At 42.8% G+C, this 23,574-nt stretch carries 16 protein-coding genes; 11 read left to right on the top strand and 5 right to left on the bottom strand.

What is annotated here, in order from left to right:
* Window positions 1-87: 87 nt before the first annotated feature.
* On the bottom strand, window positions 88-1,200 hold the full coding sequence (locus tag AS141_RS17915; protein WP_057939069.1) for a hypothetical protein: 1,113 nt from the start codon (window positions 1,198-1,200) through the stop codon (window positions 88-90).
* Window positions 1,201-1,234: 34 nt separating this feature from the next.
* Here AS141_RS17915 and AS141_RS17910 point away from each other — a divergent pair, with 34 nt between their 5' ends.
* From AS141_RS17910 to AS141_RS17870, 9 genes are all read left to right on the top strand, one after another.
* Entirely contained in the window at window positions 1,235-1,561 is a 327-nt protein-coding gene (locus AS141_RS17910) for a 2Fe-2S iron-sulfur cluster-binding protein (protein WP_057939068.1), read from the top strand.
* A gap of 7 nt (window positions 1,562-1,568) precedes the next feature.
* Entirely contained in the window at window positions 1,569-2,153 is a 585-nt protein-coding gene (locus tag AS141_RS17905) for a thymidine kinase (protein WP_057939067.1), read from the top strand.
* 111 nt (window positions 2,154-2,264) lie between these two features.
* Complete coding sequence (gene recO, locus AS141_RS17900) at window positions 2,265-3,032, top strand: DNA repair protein RecO (RefSeq protein WP_317043050.1); 768 nt, start codon at window positions 2,265-2,267, stop codon at window positions 3,030-3,032.
* Between the two features lie 207 nt (window positions 3,033-3,239).
* Window positions 3,240-5,030 carry a transcription termination factor Rho gene (gene rho, locus AS141_RS17895; protein ID WP_057939066.1) on the top strand — a complete coding sequence of 597 codons (1,791 nt, stop codon included), beginning with the start codon at window positions 3,240-3,242 and terminating at the stop codon, window positions 5,028-5,030.
* 1,011 nt (window positions 5,031-6,041) lie between these two features.
* Complete coding sequence (locus AS141_RS17890; RefSeq protein ID WP_394331080.1) at window positions 6,042-7,553, top strand: glycine-rich domain-containing protein; 1,512 nt, start codon at window positions 6,042-6,044, stop codon at window positions 7,551-7,553.
* 309 nt (window positions 7,554-7,862) lie between these two features.
* The gene (locus AS141_RS17885) at window positions 7,863-9,476 is read left to right on the top strand and encodes an LVIVD repeat-containing protein (RefSeq protein ID WP_057939064.1); all 1,614 of its coding nucleotides are present in this window, start codon (window positions 7,863-7,865) and stop codon (window positions 9,474-9,476) included.
* 259 nt (window positions 9,477-9,735) lie between these two features.
* Entirely contained in the window at window positions 9,736-14,691 is a 4,956-nt protein-coding gene (locus tag AS141_RS17880; protein ID WP_057939063.1) for a beta strand repeat-containing protein, read from the top strand.
* A gap of 36 nt (window positions 14,692-14,727) precedes the next feature.
* Window positions 14,728-15,537, top strand: coding sequence for a ThuA domain-containing protein (locus AS141_RS17875; protein ID WP_057939062.1), 810 nt, complete (start codon window positions 14,728-14,730; stop codon window positions 15,535-15,537).
* 88 nt (window positions 15,538-15,625) lie between these two features.
* Window positions 15,626-15,940 carry a hypothetical protein gene (locus AS141_RS17870; protein ID WP_057939061.1) on the top strand — a complete coding sequence of 105 codons (315 nt, stop codon included), beginning with the start codon at window positions 15,626-15,628 and terminating at the stop codon, window positions 15,938-15,940.
* A gap of 322 nt (window positions 15,941-16,262) precedes the next feature.
* On the opposite strand, the gene AS141_RS17865 is transcribed toward AS141_RS17870, so the two are convergent.
* From AS141_RS17865 to AS141_RS17850, 4 genes are read right to left on the bottom strand one after another with little or no spacing between them, the layout of a single operon-like run.
* The gene (locus tag AS141_RS17865; protein WP_057939060.1) at window positions 16,263-16,829 is read right to left on the bottom strand and encodes an FKBP-type peptidyl-prolyl cis-trans isomerase; all 567 of its coding nucleotides are present in this window, start codon (window positions 16,827-16,829) and stop codon (window positions 16,263-16,265) included.
* A 1-nt stretch (window position 16,830) separates the two neighbouring features.
* Entirely contained in the window at window positions 16,831-17,391 is a 561-nt protein-coding gene (locus AS141_RS17860) for an FKBP-type peptidyl-prolyl cis-trans isomerase (RefSeq protein WP_057939059.1), read from the bottom strand.
* Between the two features lie 48 nt (window positions 17,392-17,439).
* Window positions 17,440-18,363 carry an FKBP-type peptidyl-prolyl cis-trans isomerase gene (locus tag AS141_RS17855; protein ID WP_057939058.1) on the bottom strand — a complete coding sequence of 308 codons (924 nt, stop codon included), beginning with the start codon at window positions 18,361-18,363 and terminating at the stop codon, window positions 17,440-17,442.
* A gap of 47 nt (window positions 18,364-18,410) precedes the next feature.
* Window positions 18,411-19,445 (bottom strand): DHH family phosphoesterase, encoded by a 1,035-nt coding sequence (locus AS141_RS17850; protein WP_057939182.1) that lies wholly within the window; start codon window positions 19,443-19,445, stop codon window positions 18,411-18,413.
* A gap of 575 nt (window positions 19,446-20,020) precedes the next feature.
* Between AS141_RS17850 and AS141_RS17840 the strand changes: the two genes are divergently transcribed.
* Entirely contained in the window at window positions 20,021-20,443 is a 423-nt protein-coding gene (locus AS141_RS17840) for a nucleoside-diphosphate kinase (RefSeq protein WP_057939056.1), read from the top strand.
* 608 nt (window positions 20,444-21,051) lie between these two features.
* Window positions 21,052-23,562, top strand: a complete 2,511-nt coding sequence (gene nirB / locus AS141_RS17830) for a nitrite reductase large subunit NirB (RefSeq protein WP_057939054.1) — start codon at window positions 21,052-21,054, stop codon at window positions 23,560-23,562.
* Window positions 23,563-23,574: the final 12 nt, after the last annotated feature.

Raw genomic sequence — 23,574 nt, 5'->3', positions numbered from 1 at the left:
AATCTGTGAATTATGCAATTCCTATGAATTACGGGGATATCATTTTTCAAAAAGAAAAAAGAGCTGAAAACCAGCTCTTTTTTCTTATTAAACTTCAAACTTTCTATAAACCAGCAACAAAAATTCTTGGACTGGTTCATTATCTGCTTTCCAGCCTAATTCTCCTACGTAGCGGGAATTGACCAGGCTAATTGCCTCATCAAATGAGCCGCATTTGTCTATAGATTTTAATGCATGCTTTAGTAAATCGGCATTTCCGTCAAAAAGTTCTTTGGTAAACATAAAACGCTGATTGATGGCCAGACTTTCTGCCAATTCTCCCATGATCCCCTTCATGCCCTTATAAGAGAGTGTTTCGAATTTAACCTTCAAATTATAGGGATCTAAACCATTGGCTTTACCATTACTATAGGTAGGCTGCGCTACTTTTACAGGTTCCGGCTCCCTTTCTTTTACTACCTCATCAGCACTATTTCTAATGCCGGAAGCTTCTATTTCCACCTGATCAAAGAAGGAGCTTTTTGTCTCTTGCTCTTTACTCATCTCTGGAATGGAAGCAGAAGGTATTTCCGCGGTTTCCTGGACCAAATAAGCATCCAGATCAAACGGTTTTACATCGCCAAAGGTCGCGAGAAGCAAATTCACAGATTCCAGCGATTCCTTTATCACCTGATAGTTGGCTGCCACCGCACGTAAATAAGCGCTTTGGTCATGGCCAAACCCAGCCTTATCTATCAGAAAGAAAATTGCTTGGTTATGCCACTTGTAATACTTCTTGTTTTCCTTGAGAAACTCATTTATTTGTCCCGCTGGAGCTTTTGATATCTCATTTTGGTAAAAGGTAACCGGATCTGTTGCAAGCTGGACCGCCTGCTGCACCGCTGTTTGCAAGAGGGGTTGCAATTGCTCTTTTTCTATCTTGATTCTCCTGGAAAGGACATTCATAAAATCAGTCAACGCCTCATGGACCGTAATATCCCTGTAATCAAAATACGGGTTACTCTTGAGTTTTTCTAATTCCTCCTGCCACAATTCGAATAGCCTTTTGAGAATAAAGAAATTCACCTGTACACTGTTGGTCAGCTTCACAATATCCTGCCCGGTCATGTATTGCCTGGAAGAGAAAAACTGCCCGATGACTATTGCGGCATAGTCTTCGGCATATTTTTCTAAATAATTGCTGTTAATTTGAGTTGTCATTGAAGAGTGGTGTTTTACAAAAGTCAACGAACAAATGCCTCAAATCGTCATAGAAAATCTATTTAATCTGAGGATTAATTCTACTAGTGTTCATCGTAAAGTTATCGAAATTATTCATGAAAATGGTATCGACTGGATGCATGCCTGTGGGAAAAAGGGTAGATGTACCACCTGTAAAATCATCTTGACCTCCGGAGAAGAAAACCTCTCCTCCCCAACCAAAGCGGAACTTGAGTTTTTCAGGCAAGGCAGATTAAAACCCGGGGAAAGACTGGCTTGTCAGGCGGAACTTCCATCAGGAGAGATTGTGGTTCGGGTTGACAAATTCAATAAATTCCCTCACGTACACTATAGCGAATAGCATCAGTATGTTTTTAGAACCTTCAATTGGTAGGCTTAAGTCTCCGGGCAACAAAGGTCAGATCGAAGTGATCTGCGGCTCCATGTTTTCTGGAAAAACAGAAGAATTGATCCGTAGGCTTAACCGAGCCAGAATTGCAAAGCAAAAGGTAGAGATATTCAAGCCATCGGTAGATAAACGGTACGATGAAAATGATGTGGTTTCCCACAATGACAACTCTATCCGGTCTACGCCGGTACACTTTGCAAATGATATCCTGCTGCTAAGTGGAGACTGTGATGTGGTGGGGATTGATGAGGTACAGTTTTTCGATGAACAAATCGTCCCCGTGGCACAGAAGCTGGCCAGTCAGGGCAAACGTGTGATTCTTGCGGGCCTGGATATGGATTTTGAAGGAAACCCTTTTGAACCTATGCCAAAATTGATGGCTATCGCTGAGTATGTCACCAAAGTGAATGCGATATGTATGAAGTGCGGTGACTTGGCAGCGTTCTCCTTCCGGCTATCCGATGCAAAAGAAAAAGTAGTGCTGGGCGAAAAGGAAAGCTATGAAGCCCGCTGCAGGAGGTGTTTTTATGAGGATAAGAAATAGATTGATGTTGGGTGACAGATGTCGGGTGTTTAAGGCCTTATTCCTCTAACCAATGCGTGTGAATTGAAAACATAATGCCTGATTAAAACCTCGTTTATGGGCGAGGAATAGATGAAAAAACCACGGGATATCTGCACCTTTTTCTGCGGGTATCTGCAGGAACACCCCAAAGACTTTCAGAATAATAGAATGCTTAAAAAGACCCAAGGAATAGTGCTGAGTGCCATTCGATATAAAGAAACGAGTATCATTGTAAAGATCTTTACCCGGGAGCTTGGTCTTAAATCCTATCTGGTAAATGGTGTACGTGCGCAGGGAAACAAATCAAAAATAGCTTTATACCAGCCACTCACCCTGCTCGAACTTGTTGTCTATGACAAAGACAACGCTGGTTTACAGCGGATCTCCGAAGCACAACTGCAGCGCGCACATCAACTCATTCCTTTTGACTTTACACGAACTGGAATTGCCCTTTTCATCACAGAAGTAATAAGTAAATCCATTTATGAGAACTATCAGAATGAGCCACTCTTTGATTTTCTCAAAAAATGCATCCTTCATTTAGATAGCAAAGCTGTACATCTCGGCCAATTCCCTTTGGTGTTCCTTATCGAAAAGGCGCGCTTTTTAGGGTTTGCCCCGGAAGAAGCACTCGGTTTTTTGTCCGAAAGCCGTTCTCAACCATTTACTGCTGCCGAACTTAATCAAGCTGAAACTTATCTGACAGCACTCATGTCTGACTCATTTACCAATGAGGTAAAAGTTAGTAAATCCCTGCGCCAAAAGCTTTTGGATCACCTACTCGACTTCTATAGCCAGCACCTGGACAATCCTGGAAACTGGAAATCCTTGCTAATTCTGAGGCAGATAAATGGCTAATTCGTCCAAAATGAATGAAATATTGAACGATCAAGAACAAATATTTGGTTAATACATTCGCATCGGTTAATATTGTGACATCACCGTGAATGAGCAAGTCAGCCCACTTTGACTTGAGTTATTTCCTGCAGATCTTTTTTGCTCAGAAAATCATCCACGATCTCAAATACCGCATTTACTACATTTTATTTATTTCATCCCCTCTTTATGTACAACATAGAAGAACTCAGAGTCAGATTATTATCTGAACTGAAGGAAATCGCTGAGGAGCTAGGTGTCAAAAACCACAAATCTCTAAAGAAAGACGAACTCGTCTATGCTATCCTCGACCAGCAGGCCATCACCCCTGAAAAAGCCCTTCCAAAAAAGAAGCCTTCGGCAACGGTAGAGCCTACTCAAGCAGCAGAAAAACCTAAACCTGCTCCCGCAAAATCAACCGAAGAACCGGAATACAAGCCTAAGTTCAAAAGACAAAACGTTACGGAAGTACCGGAAGCAGCCTCTGCTGAAGCCAAACCTACTCCTGAGCCTAAAAGTCGTCCTGAACCAAAGGCAAAAGAAACCAAGTCAGACTGGAAACCCAAAAAAGAAGCTCAGCCTGAACAACCTGAAAGAAAGCCTCAGTCTACCCCCCAACCTGAAGCAAACACTGAAGAGCCAAAAACTTTCAGACCAAGAAAAAAAGTATTTGAAGAAGTAGCTATTACTCCTGATAATCAGGAAGAAAAGCCAGCAAAGACGACAAGCCTAGCACCTAAGCCGGAGCAGGAAGTTGAGCTCCCAAAAAGGAGAAACTTCAAGTCACCGGACGAAGTGATGGCGCCGGCAGCCGAGACTGTCCCCCATTCAAACCGCAGGCGTCCTGGAGTAAACCCACGAGAATTCGATGGGGTAATCGAAAATGAAGGCGTATTGGAAATGATGCAGGAAGGCTACGGCTTCCTTCGCTCATTGGATTATAATTACCTCGCCTCCCCGGATGATATCTATGTATCTCCTAGCCAGGTAAAACTTTTCGGGCTGAAGACCGGGGATCATATCAAAGGATCTATCCGTCCCCCAAAAGAAGGAGAAAAATATTTTGCTCTCTTGAAGATCGCCACTGTCAATGGCAAGACTACAGATGAAATCAGAGACCGTGTCCCTTTTGAATACTTGACTCCGCTTTTCCCAGAAGAAAGATTAAACCTGTCTACTACAGGAGATAAGTTCTCCACACGTGTAGTTGATTTATTTGCCCCTATCGGAAAGGGTCAGAGAGGAATGATTGTGGCCCAGCCAAAAACCGGTAAAACCGTATTGCTTCAGCAGATCGCAAATGCTATTACCAAAAATCATCCTGAAGTCCACTTGATGATCTTGCTGATCGATGAGCGACCTGAGGAGGTGACAGATATGGCACGCTCAGTGAATGCAGAGGTGATTTCCTCCACATTTGATGAGACTGCCGACAGACATGTAAAGGTTTCCAATATCGTATTGGAAAAAGCCAAGCGTATGGTAGAAGTAGGCCATGATGTAGTAATCCTGCTGGATTCTATCACCAGACTTGCCAGAGCCCACAATACTGTAGTTCCAAGTTCAGGAAAGATTCTTTCCGGTGGTGTGGATGCCAATGCACTTCATAAGCCAAAGCGCTTCTTCGGTGCGGCACGTAACGTAGAGAACGGTGGGTCATTGACTATCATCGCTACCGCATTGGTAGAGACAGGTTCTAAAATGGATGAAGTGATCTTTGAAGAATTCAAAGGAACCGGTAACATGGAACTTGCACTCGACCGTAAACTTGCCAACAGACGAATCTACCCTTCTATCGATGTACTTAACTCAGGTACACGTCGTGAGGACCTGTTGATGGACAAAGAAGAAATGCAGCGTGTATGGATTCTTCGTAAGTTGATGAGTGATATGAATTCCCAGGAATCTATGGAATTCCTGCTACAACGAATGAAAGGAACCCGGGACAATGCGGAGTTCTTGATTTCAATGAACGGATAAAACCATCTTTTACTAAATTTCCTAAGCCCTTGAATTGAATAATTTAAGGGCTTTTTTGTATCCAATCTAATCTAAATGATACGAAAAGCTCGTAAATCTTAAAATAATCAAGCGATTCATCAAATAATTAAAAACGCTTTTAGTTTATACAAACTACATTACTTTGAATAAAAATTAAGATATTAATAGAAGAGTACATACCTTTGCATTACCCTTAATCGCTTAATCACTAATCAGTTGGGCACCCCCTTTGCCCAAAATCTCAAGTTTCATCCCATGAAGAATAGATTTCTATTCGTTTTCATGATTTTTTGCTACGCCCATATTTTCTGGGGTGTAGAGGTGTGGGCGCAGAGCTGCGCCCCTTGTACACATACTATTACATCTTCTACCACCCCTTTCCCTTCTAATCAAAATGCTTCATCCGTAATCTGTTTCCAGGGAAATTTCACTTATTCCAATGAAATAAACCTAAATGGCTCTAAACTTTGTATTGGTCCGGGTGTTACTCTTAACAAAAGCAATGGAGGCAATTGGAATGGCAATTGGACTGTAAATAACTACGGCACCTTCAATCCCAACAATTTAAACTTAAACGGGGGGACAACAATTAATAACTACGGGACATTAAATATCACTGGTCCGAAAAATTACGGAGGCGTTTTAAATAGCTATGGAGAACTTAATGTCAATGGAAATATTACCTTCCAAAGCAATTCCCCCATTTTAATTTCCGGTACAGCAACTATTTCGGGACACCTGGAGAATAATTCCACAATTTCTTTAGCAGGGACACTAACTGCAGGAACTTTAAAAATTAATGGAAGCAGTAAAATAGAAGCACTCAACGGTAATCAATGCAACTCTATTTCCGTATCAGGTGAATTTTACACTGACTCCAACGGAGGGATTACGGGAAATGACTATGACTACCAACAAAGTGGCTCTGCTCTAGTTGTAAACAAAATGCCTACTGGAAATGCCAACCCAAAATTGGCAGGAGGGGCAACAGTGGGCCACTGCCCATCTGTTGTTTGTCATACTAGTTCCGTAATCACCGATGTCAATGGATATGACGTCGTTTATATATATAGGTGTTCAGACGTCTTTGTTTTACCCCAGATAATTGCAAATGAGGAATTAATAGACGCTCAGATTTTGACCCTGGCAGGAGGCGGAGGCGGGGGATACGGTGACGCCTCAGGAGGAGGAGGAGCTGGGGGGATTTCTTATCAAGATAATGTGGCAATTACACCTCTGGCTGAATATAGTGTAACAGTAGGCTATGGAGGAACAGGATCATTGTCAGCCAATGCAGCTGGAAGAAACGGATTGAATTCGGCGTTCCATAGCATCATCACTTCCCAAGGTGGTGGAGGGGGCGGATCAACCAACTTCAATAACGGCAATGGGAACAATGGTGGCTTTGGAGGGGGAGGTGCCTATAATGGAAACTCAAATGGAAACGGGGGAAATTCTACCACAAATAATTCCAATAGAGGGGGAAGTTCAGGAAATTCGGGCAATGGCAATCAAAGATCCGGAGGTGGTGGTGCAGGAGCAAATGGACCGGGAATCAATGGGAATGGAAACACAGGAGGCAATGGTGCAGATGGAGTGGATCTTTCCAGATCATGCGGAAATTGCCCTGCCTACGCTACTATTTTATTGGGTGTGGATGAAGGAATTCTCAATGCAGCCGGAATAAGTAAAGTTGTTGCTGCTGGTGGGGGTGGAGTCGGAAGCAATCCCGGACAAGGAAATGGAGGAGGCAGGCCCTCTGCAGGAAATGGAGGATCATCTATTGGAGGGAACGGAAACCGGGATGCAAGAGGATTTAACGGAAAGGATAATTCAGGATCAGGAGGTGGCGGGGGACGCGATGGAGGAGGAAGTGGATCCAACGGGTTAGTGATCATCAGAGTCACCTATAGAATTCTCCCAGTCGAATTGCTATCCTTCAATGCCTCCTACCAATCCCGAGACCGATCAGCCCTCCTGGAATGGTCCACAGTCAAGGAATGGGGAAACTCCCACTTCGAACTCGAACGTGCGGTAAACAATGTCAAAGAATGGCAAACTATCGGAAGTGTGGAAGGTAATGGGTATTCGGAGATACCAGTTAGGTATAGTTACCTAGACAAAGATCTCCCGAAATCCGGAGGAAGCATTTTCTATAGACTAAAGCAGGTAGATTACTCTGGCAAGTTCAGCTATAGCAACACCAAGGCGATAGAGGTAACTCCAATCAATGGCAGCACTGCATGGGTAGCCTATCCCAATCCAAGTTCCTCCGATTCCGACATCGCTATTGACCTAATTCAGCTTCATCAGTACCAAGATGAAGTCATCACTATTTCCCTTACAAATCTGGTAGGGACAGGTGAAACCCAAACATTCACTTCACCTGATGAAGTATCTCCGTGGGTATCCACTTGGATCCGAAATAAATCCGCTGGACTTTATATTCTTGACATCCAATGGGGGGATCATTCCCAGCAAATTAAATTGTTAAGGAATTAATTCACCCTTCAAGCTATCTAATTCCCCTCCGGCCTACCAACTAGTGTTTTTTTATAAACTATTGCGCCATAGCTATTTGTAAAACTAAAACTATTCCTACATTTGCGCCACTATTAGGTTTACCACTTAAACAACACCTATCAAGTATTGATAGAAACCCAAATATTCTATCAATTGTCGCCGAATCAGACCGATCAATCAATAATATCATTTGATTAATTAATTTAAACGATACTTAATTCCAAAGCTAAATTTCTGAAATTCATTTTTCTTGATGAATCTTAAAAATAAGGCATTTAAAATTAAACTATGAAAAAACATTACCTACTCGGCCTAGCCCTTGCCTTTACGTTTTACTCATGTAATGACACCTCAAATCCTATTAGTGAGGGGTCAATTACAATCAATTCTGACAGTGAGTCCCTCACTGCCCGTGTGAAATTGGATAATGCGGGAGTAGTCAGCCTGATCGACCCCAATGCCCCTGCAGGAAGAATCCAGGAAGAAGCTTCCGATCTGCCTTTGGTGCTAGTTTCCCAAGTGGATGCTCCTGAAGTAGGCAGCCAAACGCTTCGTGCTACCCATGTGGATATTGATGGTAACTACGCTTACGTTTCTTACAATATGGAAGGTGATACGTACTTAGGAGCAGTGGATATCTTTGATATCACAAATCCTTATAGCCCGCAGATTACCGAGCAGGCTGTTTTCACAGATACAGATATCAGCTCTCTAGAATATAAAAACGGTAAGCTATACCTGGCAGCAGCGGTGAACATCGACGAAAATACGGATGTCACTTCCCCGGCCAACCTGATCACTGTATCTGTTGCTGGTGGTAGGTTCACGTCAGATTTTGTTTACACATCTTTGCCTGGTTTTGTGGCTACTGACCTTGCAAACACCAATTCAAATACAGCAGTAACCAGCGGTAATGATGGTGTAATCGGACTATTTGACGCCACTCAAACCCCGGGGGCTTCTGTTGAAATGGAAGACTTAAGGGCAGTAGCATTTGGAAGCGATAAACTGGCGGTACTTAGCGGAACTTCTGGTATTCACATTTTAGATCCGAACAGTCTTTCTGAAGTGATTTCTATTCCATTGACAGCAGACGTGGATGGCGCAAAGAGAACTATGGATATCGATAACGCTGCTCTTTATGTTTCTGAAGGTGCAAACGGAGCTGGGATTTACAAAATGACTGATGGTAGCTTAATTCAAAAATTAGCCATTCCAATCCGTCCTGATGATGTAGCTGAAGGAGATATTGTTACCAACGCGGTTTCTGTGGATGACAACCTGCTCTTTATGGCAAATGGCGCTGCAGGTATTTCTATTTCTGATGTGTCCGATTTAGCTGCAATCAAAGAATTCGGTGTTTTGGATCTTGACGGCTCTTCCAATTTTGTTAGAAACGAAGAGGAGTTTGTATTTGTGGCTACTGGTTTCGGAGGTCTTCAGATTCTGAAAATAAATAAAAATGAAGAGTCCGCAGATGTTTCTTGTGAAGGCCTGCCGTCCTATAGCGGAAGCCCCAATCTCAATGTAAACGGCAATGAATCCCAGTCCTATTCCGGTTCAACGGTACTAAAAAACGTAAACATCGGAGGCACTTTCTTATTCTGCGGTTCCTTGGCCATCGAACAGAACCTGAATATCAACAGCAATGGATTGATGACAGTAAATGGGTCCTTTGTATTTGGACAATATCAAAAGAATAGAAGCTTAATTATCAATAGCCAGTCTAAACTCCAGCTTCATGGCAGCACTGTAATCTACGGTGATTTAAAACTGAACAGTGGAGGTACTTTGGAATTCTTAGGCGAAGACAATTCGATCACTGTTTATGGCACAGTTACGATTAACAGCGGCGCACAAATTATAGGTTCATTTACCGATACTGAAGGAAAACTTAAGTAAGGTAAAAGCCCCTGATTCTTAGTAGAAGCCAATCTATAATGGATTGGCTTTTTTAGTAACTAGCTGGATAATCTTCATACATCAGTATGGAATCCCGCCCGGAAACACAACTTTCCCTATTAATTTCAATATAAACCGACTGAGAACACTTTTATTTTTAAGTAGTTATGGGAAAATCTAGTAGAATTGTAACTGAAAAACGCTAAATTCGAAATGCGTTTTTATTAATACGAAATTCAGCGCGATGTACTGAAGTTGTATGGGAAAATCTTTACTAAAAGTCATACTTTTTATTTCACTGATTTCGATCGGTTGGGAGGCTTTTGGGCAGACTCAAACAATTACAGCAACAGGACCATCTAATTTTACAGTTCCTCATGGGGTAACTTCGTTAAACGTTTCTATTTGGGGAGCGGGAGGAGGTGGGGGATTTAACTTGGGAAATAAGGGAGCTGCAGGAGGTGGAGGTGGTGCTTTTCTTCTAGCAACCGGATTTCCAGTTGTCTCAGGTGAAGTTTTTACATATAATATTGGAAATGGTGGTCAAGGTCAATCAAATACAACTGCATCTACAAATGGGGCACCAACTTCATTTGGAACTTTAACTGCAAATGGCGGAAATAGGGGAAATTCAACCACAGCAGGAATTGGTGGTACTGCTGGAACAGGAATTTATTTTTATAGAGAGGGTGGAAATTCCTCTACCCCTTTAAATTCGGGAAATAGCCCTGGTTCAGGTGGAGGGGCTGCCGGAAGTTCTTTAGGAAATGGGGCCATTGGCAATAATTTAGGTATTGGAGGAACTGGTTTAGGTGGAGCTGGTTCAGGTGGTGCCGGTGGTACATCAGGAACAGCTGCGCAGGCACTGGGTAAAAATGGAATTCAACCTGGTGGAGGTGGAGGGGGTGAAGGTGGAGACGGATTTTCTGGTGGAAATGGTGGAAATGGCCAGATTAGTATTTCTTGGACTTGTTCTAACACAAGAACCTCAGCAGCAAATACAACTATTCAAACTGTTTGTTCTGGTTCGAACATTGTAAATATTACATATAATATAGTCGGTGCTTATGGTGCTTCATTTTCAAATTTGCCTCCTGGAATAACTGGTTCGTACTCAAATGGATTAGTAACCATTTCAGGTGCTCCAAATGCTAGTGCGACAGGAAATACTTACAATTACACTGTAACTCCAATTGGAAGTTGTACAAGCTCTATTGCAAATGGAACAATAACCGTTTCCGCAAATAATTCTGCTTCAACAATTTCCTCCAGCACTTTTTGCCAAAGTTCAGCCTTTCCTGCAGGAGTGACTCAAACAACAACAGGAGCAACAGGGATAGGAATTCCATCAGGGCTACCTAATGGAATAACAGCATCATGGGCTGCCAATCAGATTGTTTTTTCAGGAACTCCTACCTCTTTTGGGTCATTTCCATATTCAGTTCCTCTTACTGGTGGCTGTGGTTCTATTAATGCTACAGGAACTCTTACTATCAATGAGATCACAAGCATCAAGAGCCAAAATAGCCCAGGAGGTACAACTTGCATAAACGGCGTAGCTTTTAGCCAAATGTCAATCGGAACTGGATTTGGCTACACCTATCAATGGTATAGCAATAATACACCCGACTATGATACGCCTAACTTAATCTCAGGGGCAACATCAAATAGCTATGTTCCTCCATCCAATGTTGCTGGCACTACCTATTATTATGTTATAGTTAGTTCTCCAAGCTGTTCAAGTGTCACGAGTCCAGTTTCCGCAGCCTACATCGTCACCCCGAACAATTCCGTGACACCGGCTTCAGCTTCGCCACTTGTTTGTGTTAATTCTGCTATAACACCAATTACACATACAACGACTGGAGCTACCGGTATCGGTTCAGCCACAGGTCTACCTATAGGGATAACACCTTCTTGGTCAGGCAATACTATTACTATAAGTGGTACACCGAGCATCTCAGGAGTATTCAATTATTCCATTCCTCTATCAGGAGGATGCGGAGCTATAAATGCTACTGGAACTATCACAGTAAACGCCCAAGCCGCTATAAATTCCCCAAGCTTGATAGGACAAACAAGATGCGTAAATCAGGCTTTTTCTCCTATTTCAGTAGCAACTCAACAAGGTTTGACCTATCAGTGGTTTAGTAACGATACGCCAGACTATATCACTCCAAATTTAATCTCTGGAGCTACAAGCAATTCTTATATCCCACCTTCAGCTTCAAGTGGAACAACCTACTATTATGTTGTTGTCACATCCCTTACGTGCGGCACCACTGCAACGAGTTCACTTTCTGGAGCATTGGTAGTAAATCCGCTTCCAGTAGTTTCTTTCACTGTAGAGCCTACAGGCACTCAATGTGTAGATAGCAATGTAACCTATGAAACTCAGGCAGGTCAGTTAAATTATGCTTGGACTATTCCGGGAGTAGCCGGAACGGATTACTCCATTGTTTCAGGAGGTAGTACCGGTTCAAATACTTTGACACTTCAATGGCTTACTTCAGGAAACAAAGCTATTACTGTCAGCTATCTAGATGTAAATGGGTGCGGATCCACTGCTCCAGCTACTTCATCATCCCTTACTGTACAAAAAAATATGACTACAGCATCTTCTGATGCGCATCCTAGTTCTTGTTTTATTAACCGCACTATTACACCTTTTACTCACACTACTACACTTGCCACAGGGATCGCTAACGCAGGAATTTCGGGAGCAAATGGATTACCTCTAGGTCTATCCGCCGCTTGGTCGGGAGGAACGATTACCATTAGCGGAACAGTCGCAGCTTCAGTCTCTCCTGGAATTTATCCCTACAGCATTCCATTGACTGGAGGCTGTGGAACAGTCGCTGCTACAGGCTTCATTGACGTGCAACCAGAATATGCCTTTGAATCTATTACATCTGTTTCGCCTTCAAATATTGGTGGTACTGCCTCGGTAAGGTTTAATGTGGATAGTAATATTGTTCCAGATGGTATCTATGAAGTTACTTACTCATTAGGTTTGGCAAATTCAGGTGGTGGTACTACATCAGTAACCATCAACAATGGTGTAGGTATATTTTCATCAATAGCCATATTAAGTGAAGATTTAACTAGCCTGACAATAACTCAAATCAAGAAAGTTACTGATGATTGCTTTGTCCCTTTATTAGAGAATAATATTACTTTTTTTGGAATTCGATCAGCAGTCTATCCAACCAACGGCACATTTTATGTTCCAGCAGGAATTTATGAAATCACGATTAAAGTTTGGGGAGGTGGTGGTGCCGGTGGAAAAGATAATAGTAATGGTGCAGGAGGAGGTGGAGGAGGATACACAGAAGTTACTATTCCTGTCGTTCCTGGAGAAATCATTGGACTTTTTATTGGAACTGGGGGAACAAACCAAGGAAATGGTGGAGTAAGTTATGCAACACGAGATAGTAGTGATCCAAATCCTCAAAGTTCGAGCCTTGCCTTTGCTTCAGGAGGACTTGGTGCCATCGGTCAAACCCGAGGCGCTGGTGGTACCGGCCAAACAGAAAATGGAGCGTTAGGAGGTTCTCATACCGGTTCTGCCGGTGGAAAAGGAGGAAATGGTGGTGGCACGACAGGTGGCCAAGGTGGTGATGGAGGTACAGGGAGCGGAAATAATGCAGGCAAAGCAGGCGAAACTCCAGGTGGAGGTGGCGGTGGATCAGATGGAAATAGTTCAGGAGGGTCTGGCGGACAAGGTTTAATCCTTATTTCGTATCCCCTCCCCCCAGTCTCGCCTTGTTTTAAAGTAATTGATGATGGAGCAATTTCTGGAACTACCATAATTCAATTTACTTGTGATAATACATGGACAGCCCCAGAAGGGTTAGCTGAATTTTCCAGTTTCATAGGAGGAGCTGGAGGTGGTGGAGGAAGTGGATTTGGTTCTGGCGGTGGTGGTTCCGGTGGAATAACCACACAATCCTTTATAAGTTCTCAACCTTATGGACTACCTGCAAATTCTTTTTTTGACATTGTGGTAGGCGAAGGAGGCTTAGGCGGAATATCACAAAATCGTGGAAGTCAAGGAGAAGCATCGTCAATTACAGGTATAATTGATGGTTCTACAATATCAGCTGTGGCAGCTGGAGGAGGAAGTGGGGGATCTGGAAATTCCCTCAATGGAGGAAACGGAGCCGCTGGGGGAGGTGGAGCGGCAACAAGTCAATTCAAAGGAAATGGCGGCTCGAGCGCATCTGGTAACTCGGCAGGCAATGGTGACAATAAAGATGCTATGGCATTCGCAGGAGGCGGTGGAGCTGGCTTAGGTGGACCAGGACTTACTGGAAAGGCAGCTGGTGGTGGACAAGGTGAAGGAGGGGACGGAGGTGCTGGAATTTCATTGACAATGGGAGATTCTATTAGGTATTTCGGCGGGGGGGGTGGCGGAATTGGCGATGATTTTAATGGTGCTGAGAAAGTTGGAAAAGGAGGTAAAGCCCCAAATGAAAAAACCTTAGGTGGAAATGGAAACCTTGATGGAACAAATCCTGTAGGTGGAGCGGGGTTAGATCAGACAGGCTCTGGAGGTGGAGCTGGTTATTACGCTGGCGGAAAAGGCGGCGATGGTGTCGTCTATATTTATTACTTCAATTACCGCATACTAGCAGTTGAATACCTCTATTTCGAAGCCAGATACAACTCCTCCAATCGATCAGGAGAACTCTCCTGGGCCACTGCCCAAGAATGGGAAAATTCCCACTTTGAAATCGAAAAGGCAGTGAATGATGTAGGAACCTGGACTAAAATTGGTGAAGTGAAGGGACAGGGCTATTCTGACACCACTGTTGAATATAAATTTACAGATACTGATCTCCCTGCTTCAGGTGGAAATATCTTCTACAGGCTTAAACAGGTAGATCTGAGTGGTGATTTCAATTATAGTGTAACCCGTTCCATTCAAACCAATCGACTAAAAGGCATGTCAAACTGGATCATCTACCCAAACCCCAGCAGTCCCGGGGACTTTGTAAAGGTTGATTTACTGGACAGAAGCAATTTTAAAGATGAACAAATCCTGATAAAAATATCAGATGTGAAAGGGGTTTTTCAAATCTATTCGGTAAGCTCTATTGAGGAGGTAAGCATAGCTGTTAATAAGTACCTTGAGCAAGCTGCTCCCGGAATTCATATTGTGCAGTTAATTTGGGGTGTCCAAAGTGAGCAACTCAAAATCCTGAGAAGATAAAAAGAACTCAACTATAGCTTATCTATTTCATCTTTAATGAAAGCAATTCTTATTCTCTCTTTTCTACTCCTATCAGTTAGCGGAAATTCATTTTCCCAGCAAGCTGCAAAAGTTATTGCCTTCTACACTGCGGAGAATGACTTAGCGCATATTTCATTTGTCAATGAAGCACTACCATGGTTTGAAAAACTCGCAAAGGAAAAAGGATTTAAGTTCTCCTCTACTTCGGATTGGGACAAAATGACTATTGAAAACCTGAAGAACTATCAATTGGTGATTTTTCTAGATACACGCCCCGAAGCTTCAATACAGCGGCAAGCCTTTGAAAAGTATATGGAAAGCGGTGGTGCATGGATGGGTTTCCACTTTTCTGCTTTTGCCCTTACTCCTTCTGATTTTCCTCAAAACTGGGATTGGTATCACGAAAAATTCCTGGGCTCTGGTCAATATGACAGCAACACCTGGCGTCCAACTGGAGCAATTCTCAAAATAGAACAGCCTAATCATGAGATATTCGACGGCCTTTCAACCCAACTCCAAGCAGCTCCAAATGAATGGTACAAATGGGAACATGACCTACGGGAAAACCCTGATATCGAGATCTTGGCTTCGATTGATCCAAGAAGCTTTCCTCTAGGCACAGGTCCAAAAGCCCATGAGATCTGGCACGAAGGATACTATCCTGTCATCTGGACTAATACCAATTACAGAATGGTTTATTTTAATATGGGGCATAATGATATGGATTACGATGGCGGCACAAATAAACCCTTAAGCACTACACTCGCTAGCTCTCCACAGACGCAGGTCATTTCCCGTTCTCTGAACTGGCTTTTGAAAAAATAAGGGATAATACAAATACTTTTAAAAGCATTTAACGTTAAATATTTGGTTAACAGTAATTTGAAACCCATTTTTATTAAAACTTTTACCTATGAGCAATTCATTTTCACTCGATCCAAGCTTTCAGATTGCCAAAGTATTTATCCGTCTGGGAATGATTTTCTCGGTTGTAATGGTGGCACTATTGATCTACTTGATTTACCTGGCTTCACTGGGGATTTTTCAAGAGTGGGAGGCGGAAATCCAATCAACTGTTGGTGAATTTGGGGTAGAAACAAGTACATTCTTCTGGCAAGTGCTCATTTTATCCATTCCAATTATCGGCTTCGTAGTTAGTTTTTTTGTATTAGGCTGGTTGGGAAAAAAGATTCAATTGGAGGACAAATCCCATAAACTGGCAGCGTAAGGGAAGAAGCCCATAGGGTGACTTTTTGAAATCGAGTATGATCTTGTACCTAGAGGATCATAGCCTGAGATGATTGTAAACCATGCGAGATTCGAGCCCGCCTCTACTATTCGGGGTTACCACTAAAAATCAATTATCAACACTTGAAAAAGAGCGATCAAATAGAAATACTGATCATGGCTCCATGAACGGCAGCTGATGAACACGGCCTACGGTAAGCAGGCTGAATTTATTTTAGACTATATCTCCATCCCAGACCTCCGTGATTAAAAGACTTTCAGAAAAAAACAAAAAAAGAGGGCCGAAGCCCTCTTGATTTATTTTAGTCCATTCCTTTGAATTCCACATCAAATATCAAAATCGCATCGGGTGGAACTTCACCTTTCCCTACGTTCTGATAGCCATAGGGTGAAGGTATAATCAATTTGGCTTTAGAACCTGGCCTAAGCCGTCTGAATCCAATCTGCCAACCCTGTATTACGCTCGATTGTTGCCCTTGGCCGGTAAGCAAAAAGTCAAGGAGAACATAATCTCTTTCTTCATTATATATATCATTCTCTTTTGCTATTTGCTCAAAATTCGTATCAAATACTGTCCCATCACTCATCAACGAACCTATGTAATTGGTATAAACGGTGTTCCCTGTCGTGGGGCGAGAACCTTCACCTTCTTCCTGCACGATAATCACTACTCCACTAGGGTCGTGGATGCGATATAGGCTATCGATTTCGGCTGTTTTCAAATAATCCACAATCAAAAGACTATCCTTTGCAAGGTTACCTGCTGCATCATAGACTGGCCCTGTATTGTAAGGATTATTTGGCTCGCAGCTTATCAATAGCACTGCTGAAACTAAAAGAAAGAAAATACTAGCTCTTTGTATAATCATATTATTGCTGCGGTCCCGGAATTACATCTAATAATTCCAATTCAAATAAAATAGGGGTATTGGCAGGGATAGGAACTACTCCTGATGTCCCCTGTTTGCCATAAGCGTAATAAGAAGGAATGAACACGGTAGCTTTATCTCCAACTTCCATTTGTAAAGTTCCAATTTCAAAACCTGCTATTAATTGTCCAATTCCGACCCGGAAGACAAGTGGGTCGTAATCCCTCTGAGAATTATAGATACCTTCATCTTTCGCGATATCTTCGAAAGAGGTATCAAATGCCCTATTGTTAAGTAATCTCCCTACATAATTTACCTTTAAGGTATCTCCAAGACTAACAGTATCCTTACTACCAGATAATTCTTGCCAAATTACAGTGATCCCTCTACCCTCATCGTAATATTCCTTTACATTTACAATAGATGTAGTATCAAGGTAAGCTTGAATTTCCGCTAAGTCTTCATTAAAGATAACATCGTCAGTGGCATCATCATCTATACAAGATGCAAAAGCGAAGCTTCCTGCAATCAGGCTCAAAAGGGCAAATACTCTAATTTTCATTGTGCTTGTTTTAGTATTGTTTACTTAGATATGCCTACAATACGTAGCTTATTGCACATCCGCTACATCTACATCAAAAACAAGTATGGAATTAGCCGGGATTTTTGCTCCCATAGCATTCTCACCATAGCCAAGTGGTGAAGGAATAATAAACTTTGCTTTAGAACCTTTTTTCAATAGCAACAACCCTTCATCCCAACCCGGAATCACCTGGCCCATACCTACTGTTACTGGAAGTGGCTCGTAGGGACGTCCTTCGATAAACGCGTTGTTTTCCTTAGCCAAAGACTCTATAGAAGTGTCAAACAGGGTTCCATCTATCAAATAACCTGCATAGTTGACATGCATAGTAGTACCTGCAGTGACAGGTTCGCCTGTTCCCTCCTCCTCTATCACATAGTAAAGCCCGCTTTCAGTCTTTTGGGCATCAAGTCCTTTTTCCTTGATGAACTCTTGGATAAGTTTATCCTCTTCGACTAATCTTTCAGCGGCCCGCTCTTCTCTTTTCACTTCTTCTGCAGCCATAACTTTTTCGAAGTATGCCTGAATGGCTTCCTCATTCATAATCTCAAAAGCACCCAAACGCACTTTTACCACATCATCCTCCTTTAAGAATGGAGGGAAATTATTGCCAAAAATAACTTTCGCATTAGATTCAAAGGCAATACTGTCTCCTTTGCGCAAGCTTAGGAAAATCTCATCCATGCCATTATTTATCGGCATAGAATCATTTGCCTGGATATAGCCTGGGAAAGGCTGCTCGGCGGTAGAATAGATCACAGAATCAGAGGCTGTGGAAATCTCGAGGTTATAAAGCAAAAACTCTCCGTTTGGAGCTTTTTCATGCCCTTCTTTCACATAGGTATACTCGATACCGTCTTTTTCCGTGACTTTGGTTTTTTTACATGAAGTCAATGTGGTCGCTCCCATCACGAGAGCCAGGATTGCCAAAAGGCTTTTTGAATTTTTCATAAAGGATAAGTGATTTTTCAAGGTAATAAGGAGGGCTATCAAGCTAATCAATCTGCCGTGGCAGGGACAATTCGGAATAATTCTTCCTGGTGCTTTTCTACCAGCATTTCGAATCGCTCTATAGTATCTTTGAGACTCAATGTGGACTTACCCCCAGAGGCATTTTTATGTCCACCCCCATCAAAATATTCCGCCGCAAATTTATTGACAGCTACTTCACTGGATGATCTGAAAGATATTTTGATACCGTCTTCGCGTTCCGAAAATAAGGCAGCCAACTTTATCCCGTCCAAAGATAACGCATAATTGACTAATCCTTCCGTATCGCCAGTCTGGCTTTGATATTTTTTAAGATCTTTTTTGCTGATCGCAAAATAGGCCATATGCAGATCCTCGTGGACTACTAGACGACGACTGATTGCAAAGCCTATAAACTTCAATCTATTGACCGAATAGGAATCATAGATCCAATTGGCGATTTGAGAGATATCAGCCCCCAAGTCTACCAGTTCAGCCACAACGAGATGGACATTTTTGGTGGTATTGGGATGCCTGAAGCCTCCTGTATCAGTCATTATGCCGGCATAGAGACATTCAGCAATGTCCTTGTCCAGAAGCTCCTTGTCCCCTAGCTGTATGATCAGTTCATAGATCAGTTCACAGGTGGCCGCAGCGGCCGTGCTCCAATACTTGAAATCAGCAAAATCCTCAGGATCCTGATGGTGATCTATATTGATGACATATGCATCCGACTTGCGGATCATTTCACCTAGTTCATTTACCCTTTTTAAGACAGAGAAGTCCAGACAGAAAATAATATCCGCTTCATTTAACTTTTGGGTGGCAAGTTCTGTATGGGCCGGATTACTGAAATCAAGCACAGAATCATTGCCTTTCATCCAATTGAGAAATGAAGGATAATCCGTCGGAGTCACCACTGTTACCTCATGTCCTTTCTTGAGCAGGTAGTTAGCCAATCCCAATGAAGAACCCAATGCGTCTGCATCTGGTTTGACGTGAGTGGTGATGAATATTTTTTTGGGTGAAGATATCTCTCTCTTAAACGAGGCTAAAGCTTCCATTTTATACATTTAGCTGCTTTTTGGCTCTTGTAGTTCGCAAAGGTCAGGATTTTTTTGACAATTCCCAATTCTACTAGCATGCTGAAAATGAACACAATAACATTTGTACTTTTCGGTTTCTCAGGAATAGTGCAGCTAAACGGACTATTTCGGCATAATTAACTAAGCTATCCAAGGTTAAGGAAAGGAAATAAAAAGTTACTGTGGAGATATTCGCCTGTAAACCCAACACGTTTTATGCGCTTATTTCATTGAGCGAATTGCTATCTTATATATTTCAAAATAATCCTGCTCGATATCTGGATCACCCGGTGCAACCATAAAACACCTTCCATTTCCATTGACGATTGTTTTCTGCCGTAAGATTTCATCGAATTCTAGTGGAACTTGCTTTCCTGCACTAACCAAGTCGACAGCCCTCATCAATCATCTCCCTCAAGGATCAAAATACAGTAAATGGTATTCCACCCAACTGAATCTGAATGAAATAGCCGTTAATTCCTGATATTTTTTCGGATTCATAGTGGGATTCCACTATTTTTGCGCCCGATTTAAACCAATGAAAAACGAATAACATGGCAACTAACAGAACTTTCACCATGATCAAACCTGATGCTTTCGCAGAAGGGAACTCAGGAGCAATTTTGAAAATGATCGAAGAAGCAGGCTTCAAAATCGTGGCCATGAAAGCTACCCAATTGACTCCAGCTATCGCCGGTAAATTCTACGAAGTTCACTCAGAACGACCTTTCTATGCTGATCTTTGCGCTTATATGTCTTCCGGACCTATCATCGCAGCTATCCTTGAGAAGGACAATGCAGTGGAAGATTTCAGAAAACTGATCGGCGCGACCAACCCGGCTGATGCAGCAGAAGGGACTATCCGCAAGATCTTCGCCAAGTCTATCGAAGCGAATGCTGTTCACGGTTCTGACTCAGACGAAAATGCAGCTATCGAAGGTTCCTTCTACTTCTCACAGATCGAAAGGGTTGGTTAATTTTAGCGTTAAAATAATTTTTGAAAGCATTCCTTCTGGGATGCTTTTTTTGTTTGACACCTATATAGATTTAACCGCAGGGAGCGCCGAGGATGTCGTGGAGCCCGCAGCGTAGCGTAATCCTACATTTATTTTTACATGCTGTGTTATCCTGCTTCTTCAGAAGCTGGATTTGATCTGCCCCCTGCCATATACATTTTTTATACCATTGGGATGGCCCTTTAATGAATGTTTTAGCAAGCCAGGCTGAAGAAAGCATTCATGTGTATCCAAATCATAAGTCCTGAACCAAGTAAGATTTTTGCTCAAAAATCACTTACGTAGAAGTTAAATTCATCTCATTTCTAAAAACAAGTATCTAGATACTTAATCTGGTAAAAAGTCATTTTAAAGCCACTGACAAGCCTTCATTCATTCCCTCCTGCTGTTTCATACTTATTTATAATAAGTATTTCTTTAGTATTTTATTTGTAATTACGTATTTATACTTATATTTGAGTTCTAAAATACGTAGCCATGAAATCGAGCATGATCCTAAGCACCACAATACGGTTTGATTTTCTATCATGCGAGATTCCATCTGACTATAAACAATAAAATACATACAGATGAAAAAAGTTATTGTCATAGGAAATGGAATGGTGGGGTACAAGTTCTGCGAGAAACTGGTTGACCACCCACTTGCTGATCAGTTTGAAGTAGTAGTCTTCGGGGAAGAATCCAGACCAGCATATGATCGCGTCCACCTCAGTGAGTACTTCTCGCTAGATTCGGCAGATAAACTGCTTTTGGCACCCCGCAACTGGTACGCAGAGAATAATATCACGCTACGTACAGGAGAAATGATCACTTCAATTGATGCGGAAACGAAACGGGTTTTCACCCACAAGCACGACTATTTCGAATACGACTACCTTATTTTGGCCACTGGCTCTTCCTGCTTTGTCCCCAATATCAAAGGGGTAGACAAGCCAGGCGTATTTATCTATAGAACAATCGAAGACCTCGATGCCATTAAGGGTTACGCCCAGAAGCTGAAGCATGAGGGAAAATTCAAGGCATCTGTTTTAGGGGGTGGACTCCTGGGGCTGGAAGCTGCAAATGCGGCGAAAGAACTCGGGCTACAAACCGACGTGATCGAATTTGCCCCACGTCTAATGCCCCGCCAACTGGACAAAGCTGCCAGCGATATGCTTCAAAGCAAAATAGAGAGTCTGGGTATGAATATCCACTTAGGCAAAAACTCACAAGAAATCATAGGAGAAGAAGGAGTTGAAAAAATCCAGTTTACAGACGATTCTTATCTGGATACGGACATGCTGATTATTTCCGCAGGAATCCGTCCGAGAGACGAGTTGGCGGTGAAATGTGGTCTGAAAACAGGCGAAAGAGGCGGAGTATATGTGAATAACAAAATGCAGACTTCTGATCCGGCTATCTATGCAATCGGAGAAGTCGCACTATACAATAATGGTATCTATGGACTGGTAGCGCCAGGTTACGAGATGGCTGGAGTTGCCGTAGATCAGATCACCGGAGGCGAAAAACTCATGAGTCCTTCGATTGATATGTCCACACAACTGAAATTGGTTGGGACAGAAGTGGCTTCTTTCGGAGATCCTTTTATCGAAAATGAAGAGATCACTGCAATCGTCTATGAAAACAAGCAGCGCGGGGTTTATAAGAGAATTAACATCACAAAAAACGGTTCCCAACTACTTGGCGGTATCATGGTCGGTGATTCCTCTGACTACAATACTCTTTTCCAGCTGTACATCAATGCGATGAAATTACCTGAGAATCCAGAAGATTTGATCTTGGGTTCCAGAGGAGGCGAAAGTAAAAGTGCATTGGGCTCAGTGCTCGACTTGCCTGACACTGCTCAGATCTGCTCCTGTGAAGCAGTCAGTAAAGGAACCATATGTGATTCAATCACCAGCGGTGCCTGCTGCAGTTTTTCAGATGTGGTAAAGCAAACAAAAGCTTCCAGTTCCTGCGGTGGATGTAAGCCGATGGTAACTGACCTTGTTACCGCTACCCTGAAGTCTATGGGACAGGAAGTGAAAGAAACGATCTGTGAGCACTTCGAGTATAGCCGCCAGGAAATGTATGATTTGGTAAAGCTCCACAGTATTATGGATTTTGACGAAGCACTGGATAGGCATGGAAAAGGACACGGCTGTGAGACTTGTAAGCCCGTGCTGGCTTCAATTTTCGCCAGTATCTATATGGAAACGGCCAATCGCCAGGCTCCCATTCAGGATTCAAACGATAGGTTTCTGGCCAATATCCAGCGAAACGGCACCTACTCAGTGGTACCAAGAGTCCCAGGAGGAGAGATCACTCCTGATAAATTAATGGTGCTGGGACAGGTAGCCAAGAAATACGATCTCTACACCAAAATTACCGGAGGACAAAGAATAGACCTTTTCGGAGCTCAGCTTCATGAGCTACCTATGATCTGGAAAGAGCTTATCGATGCAGGATTCGAAAGCGGGCATGCCTACGGCAAATCACTCAGAACTGTCAAAAGCTGTGTGGGATCAACATGGTGCCGCTATGGTTTGCACGACAGCGTGAGTTTTGCGATCCGGATCGAGGAGCGCTACAAAGGACTTCGCTCCCCCCACAAACTAAAAGGCGGCGTATCGGGCTGTATCCGCGAATGTGCAGAAGCCCGCGGAAAAGACTTTGGCGTGATCGCCGTAGAAGGCGGTTGGAACCTCTTTGTATGTGGTAACGGGGGAGCTACACCGAAGCATGCTGTTCTTCTTGCCGAAAAATTAGATGATGAAACCTGCATCAAATACCTGGACAGGTTCCTGGTTTATTACATCAGAACAGCCGCTCCATTGCAGCGCACAGCCCCATGGCTGGATAAGCTGGAAGGCGGAATAGAATACTTGAAAAAAGTGGTCGTAGAAGACAGTTTAGGAATTGCCGAAGAACTTGAAGCAGAAATGGACGAACTGGTTCAGCGATATGCCTGTGAATGGAAGGAAGCCATTGAGGACCCCCAGATGATGAAGCGGTTTAAGCCATTTGTCAATTCCGATGAAACTGACGAAAGCTTGGTGTTTGTGCCGATGCGGGATCAAAAAATGCCTAGACCCTGGTAATCCAACAAGAAT

It is taken from the genome of Algoriphagus resistens, from assembly GCF_001442615.1.
GTDB classification, from domain to species: Bacteria; Bacteroidota; Bacteroidia; order Cytophagales; family Cyclobacteriaceae; genus Algoriphagus; species Algoriphagus resistens.
This window is presented reverse-complemented; position numbering and strand designations above follow the sequence as displayed.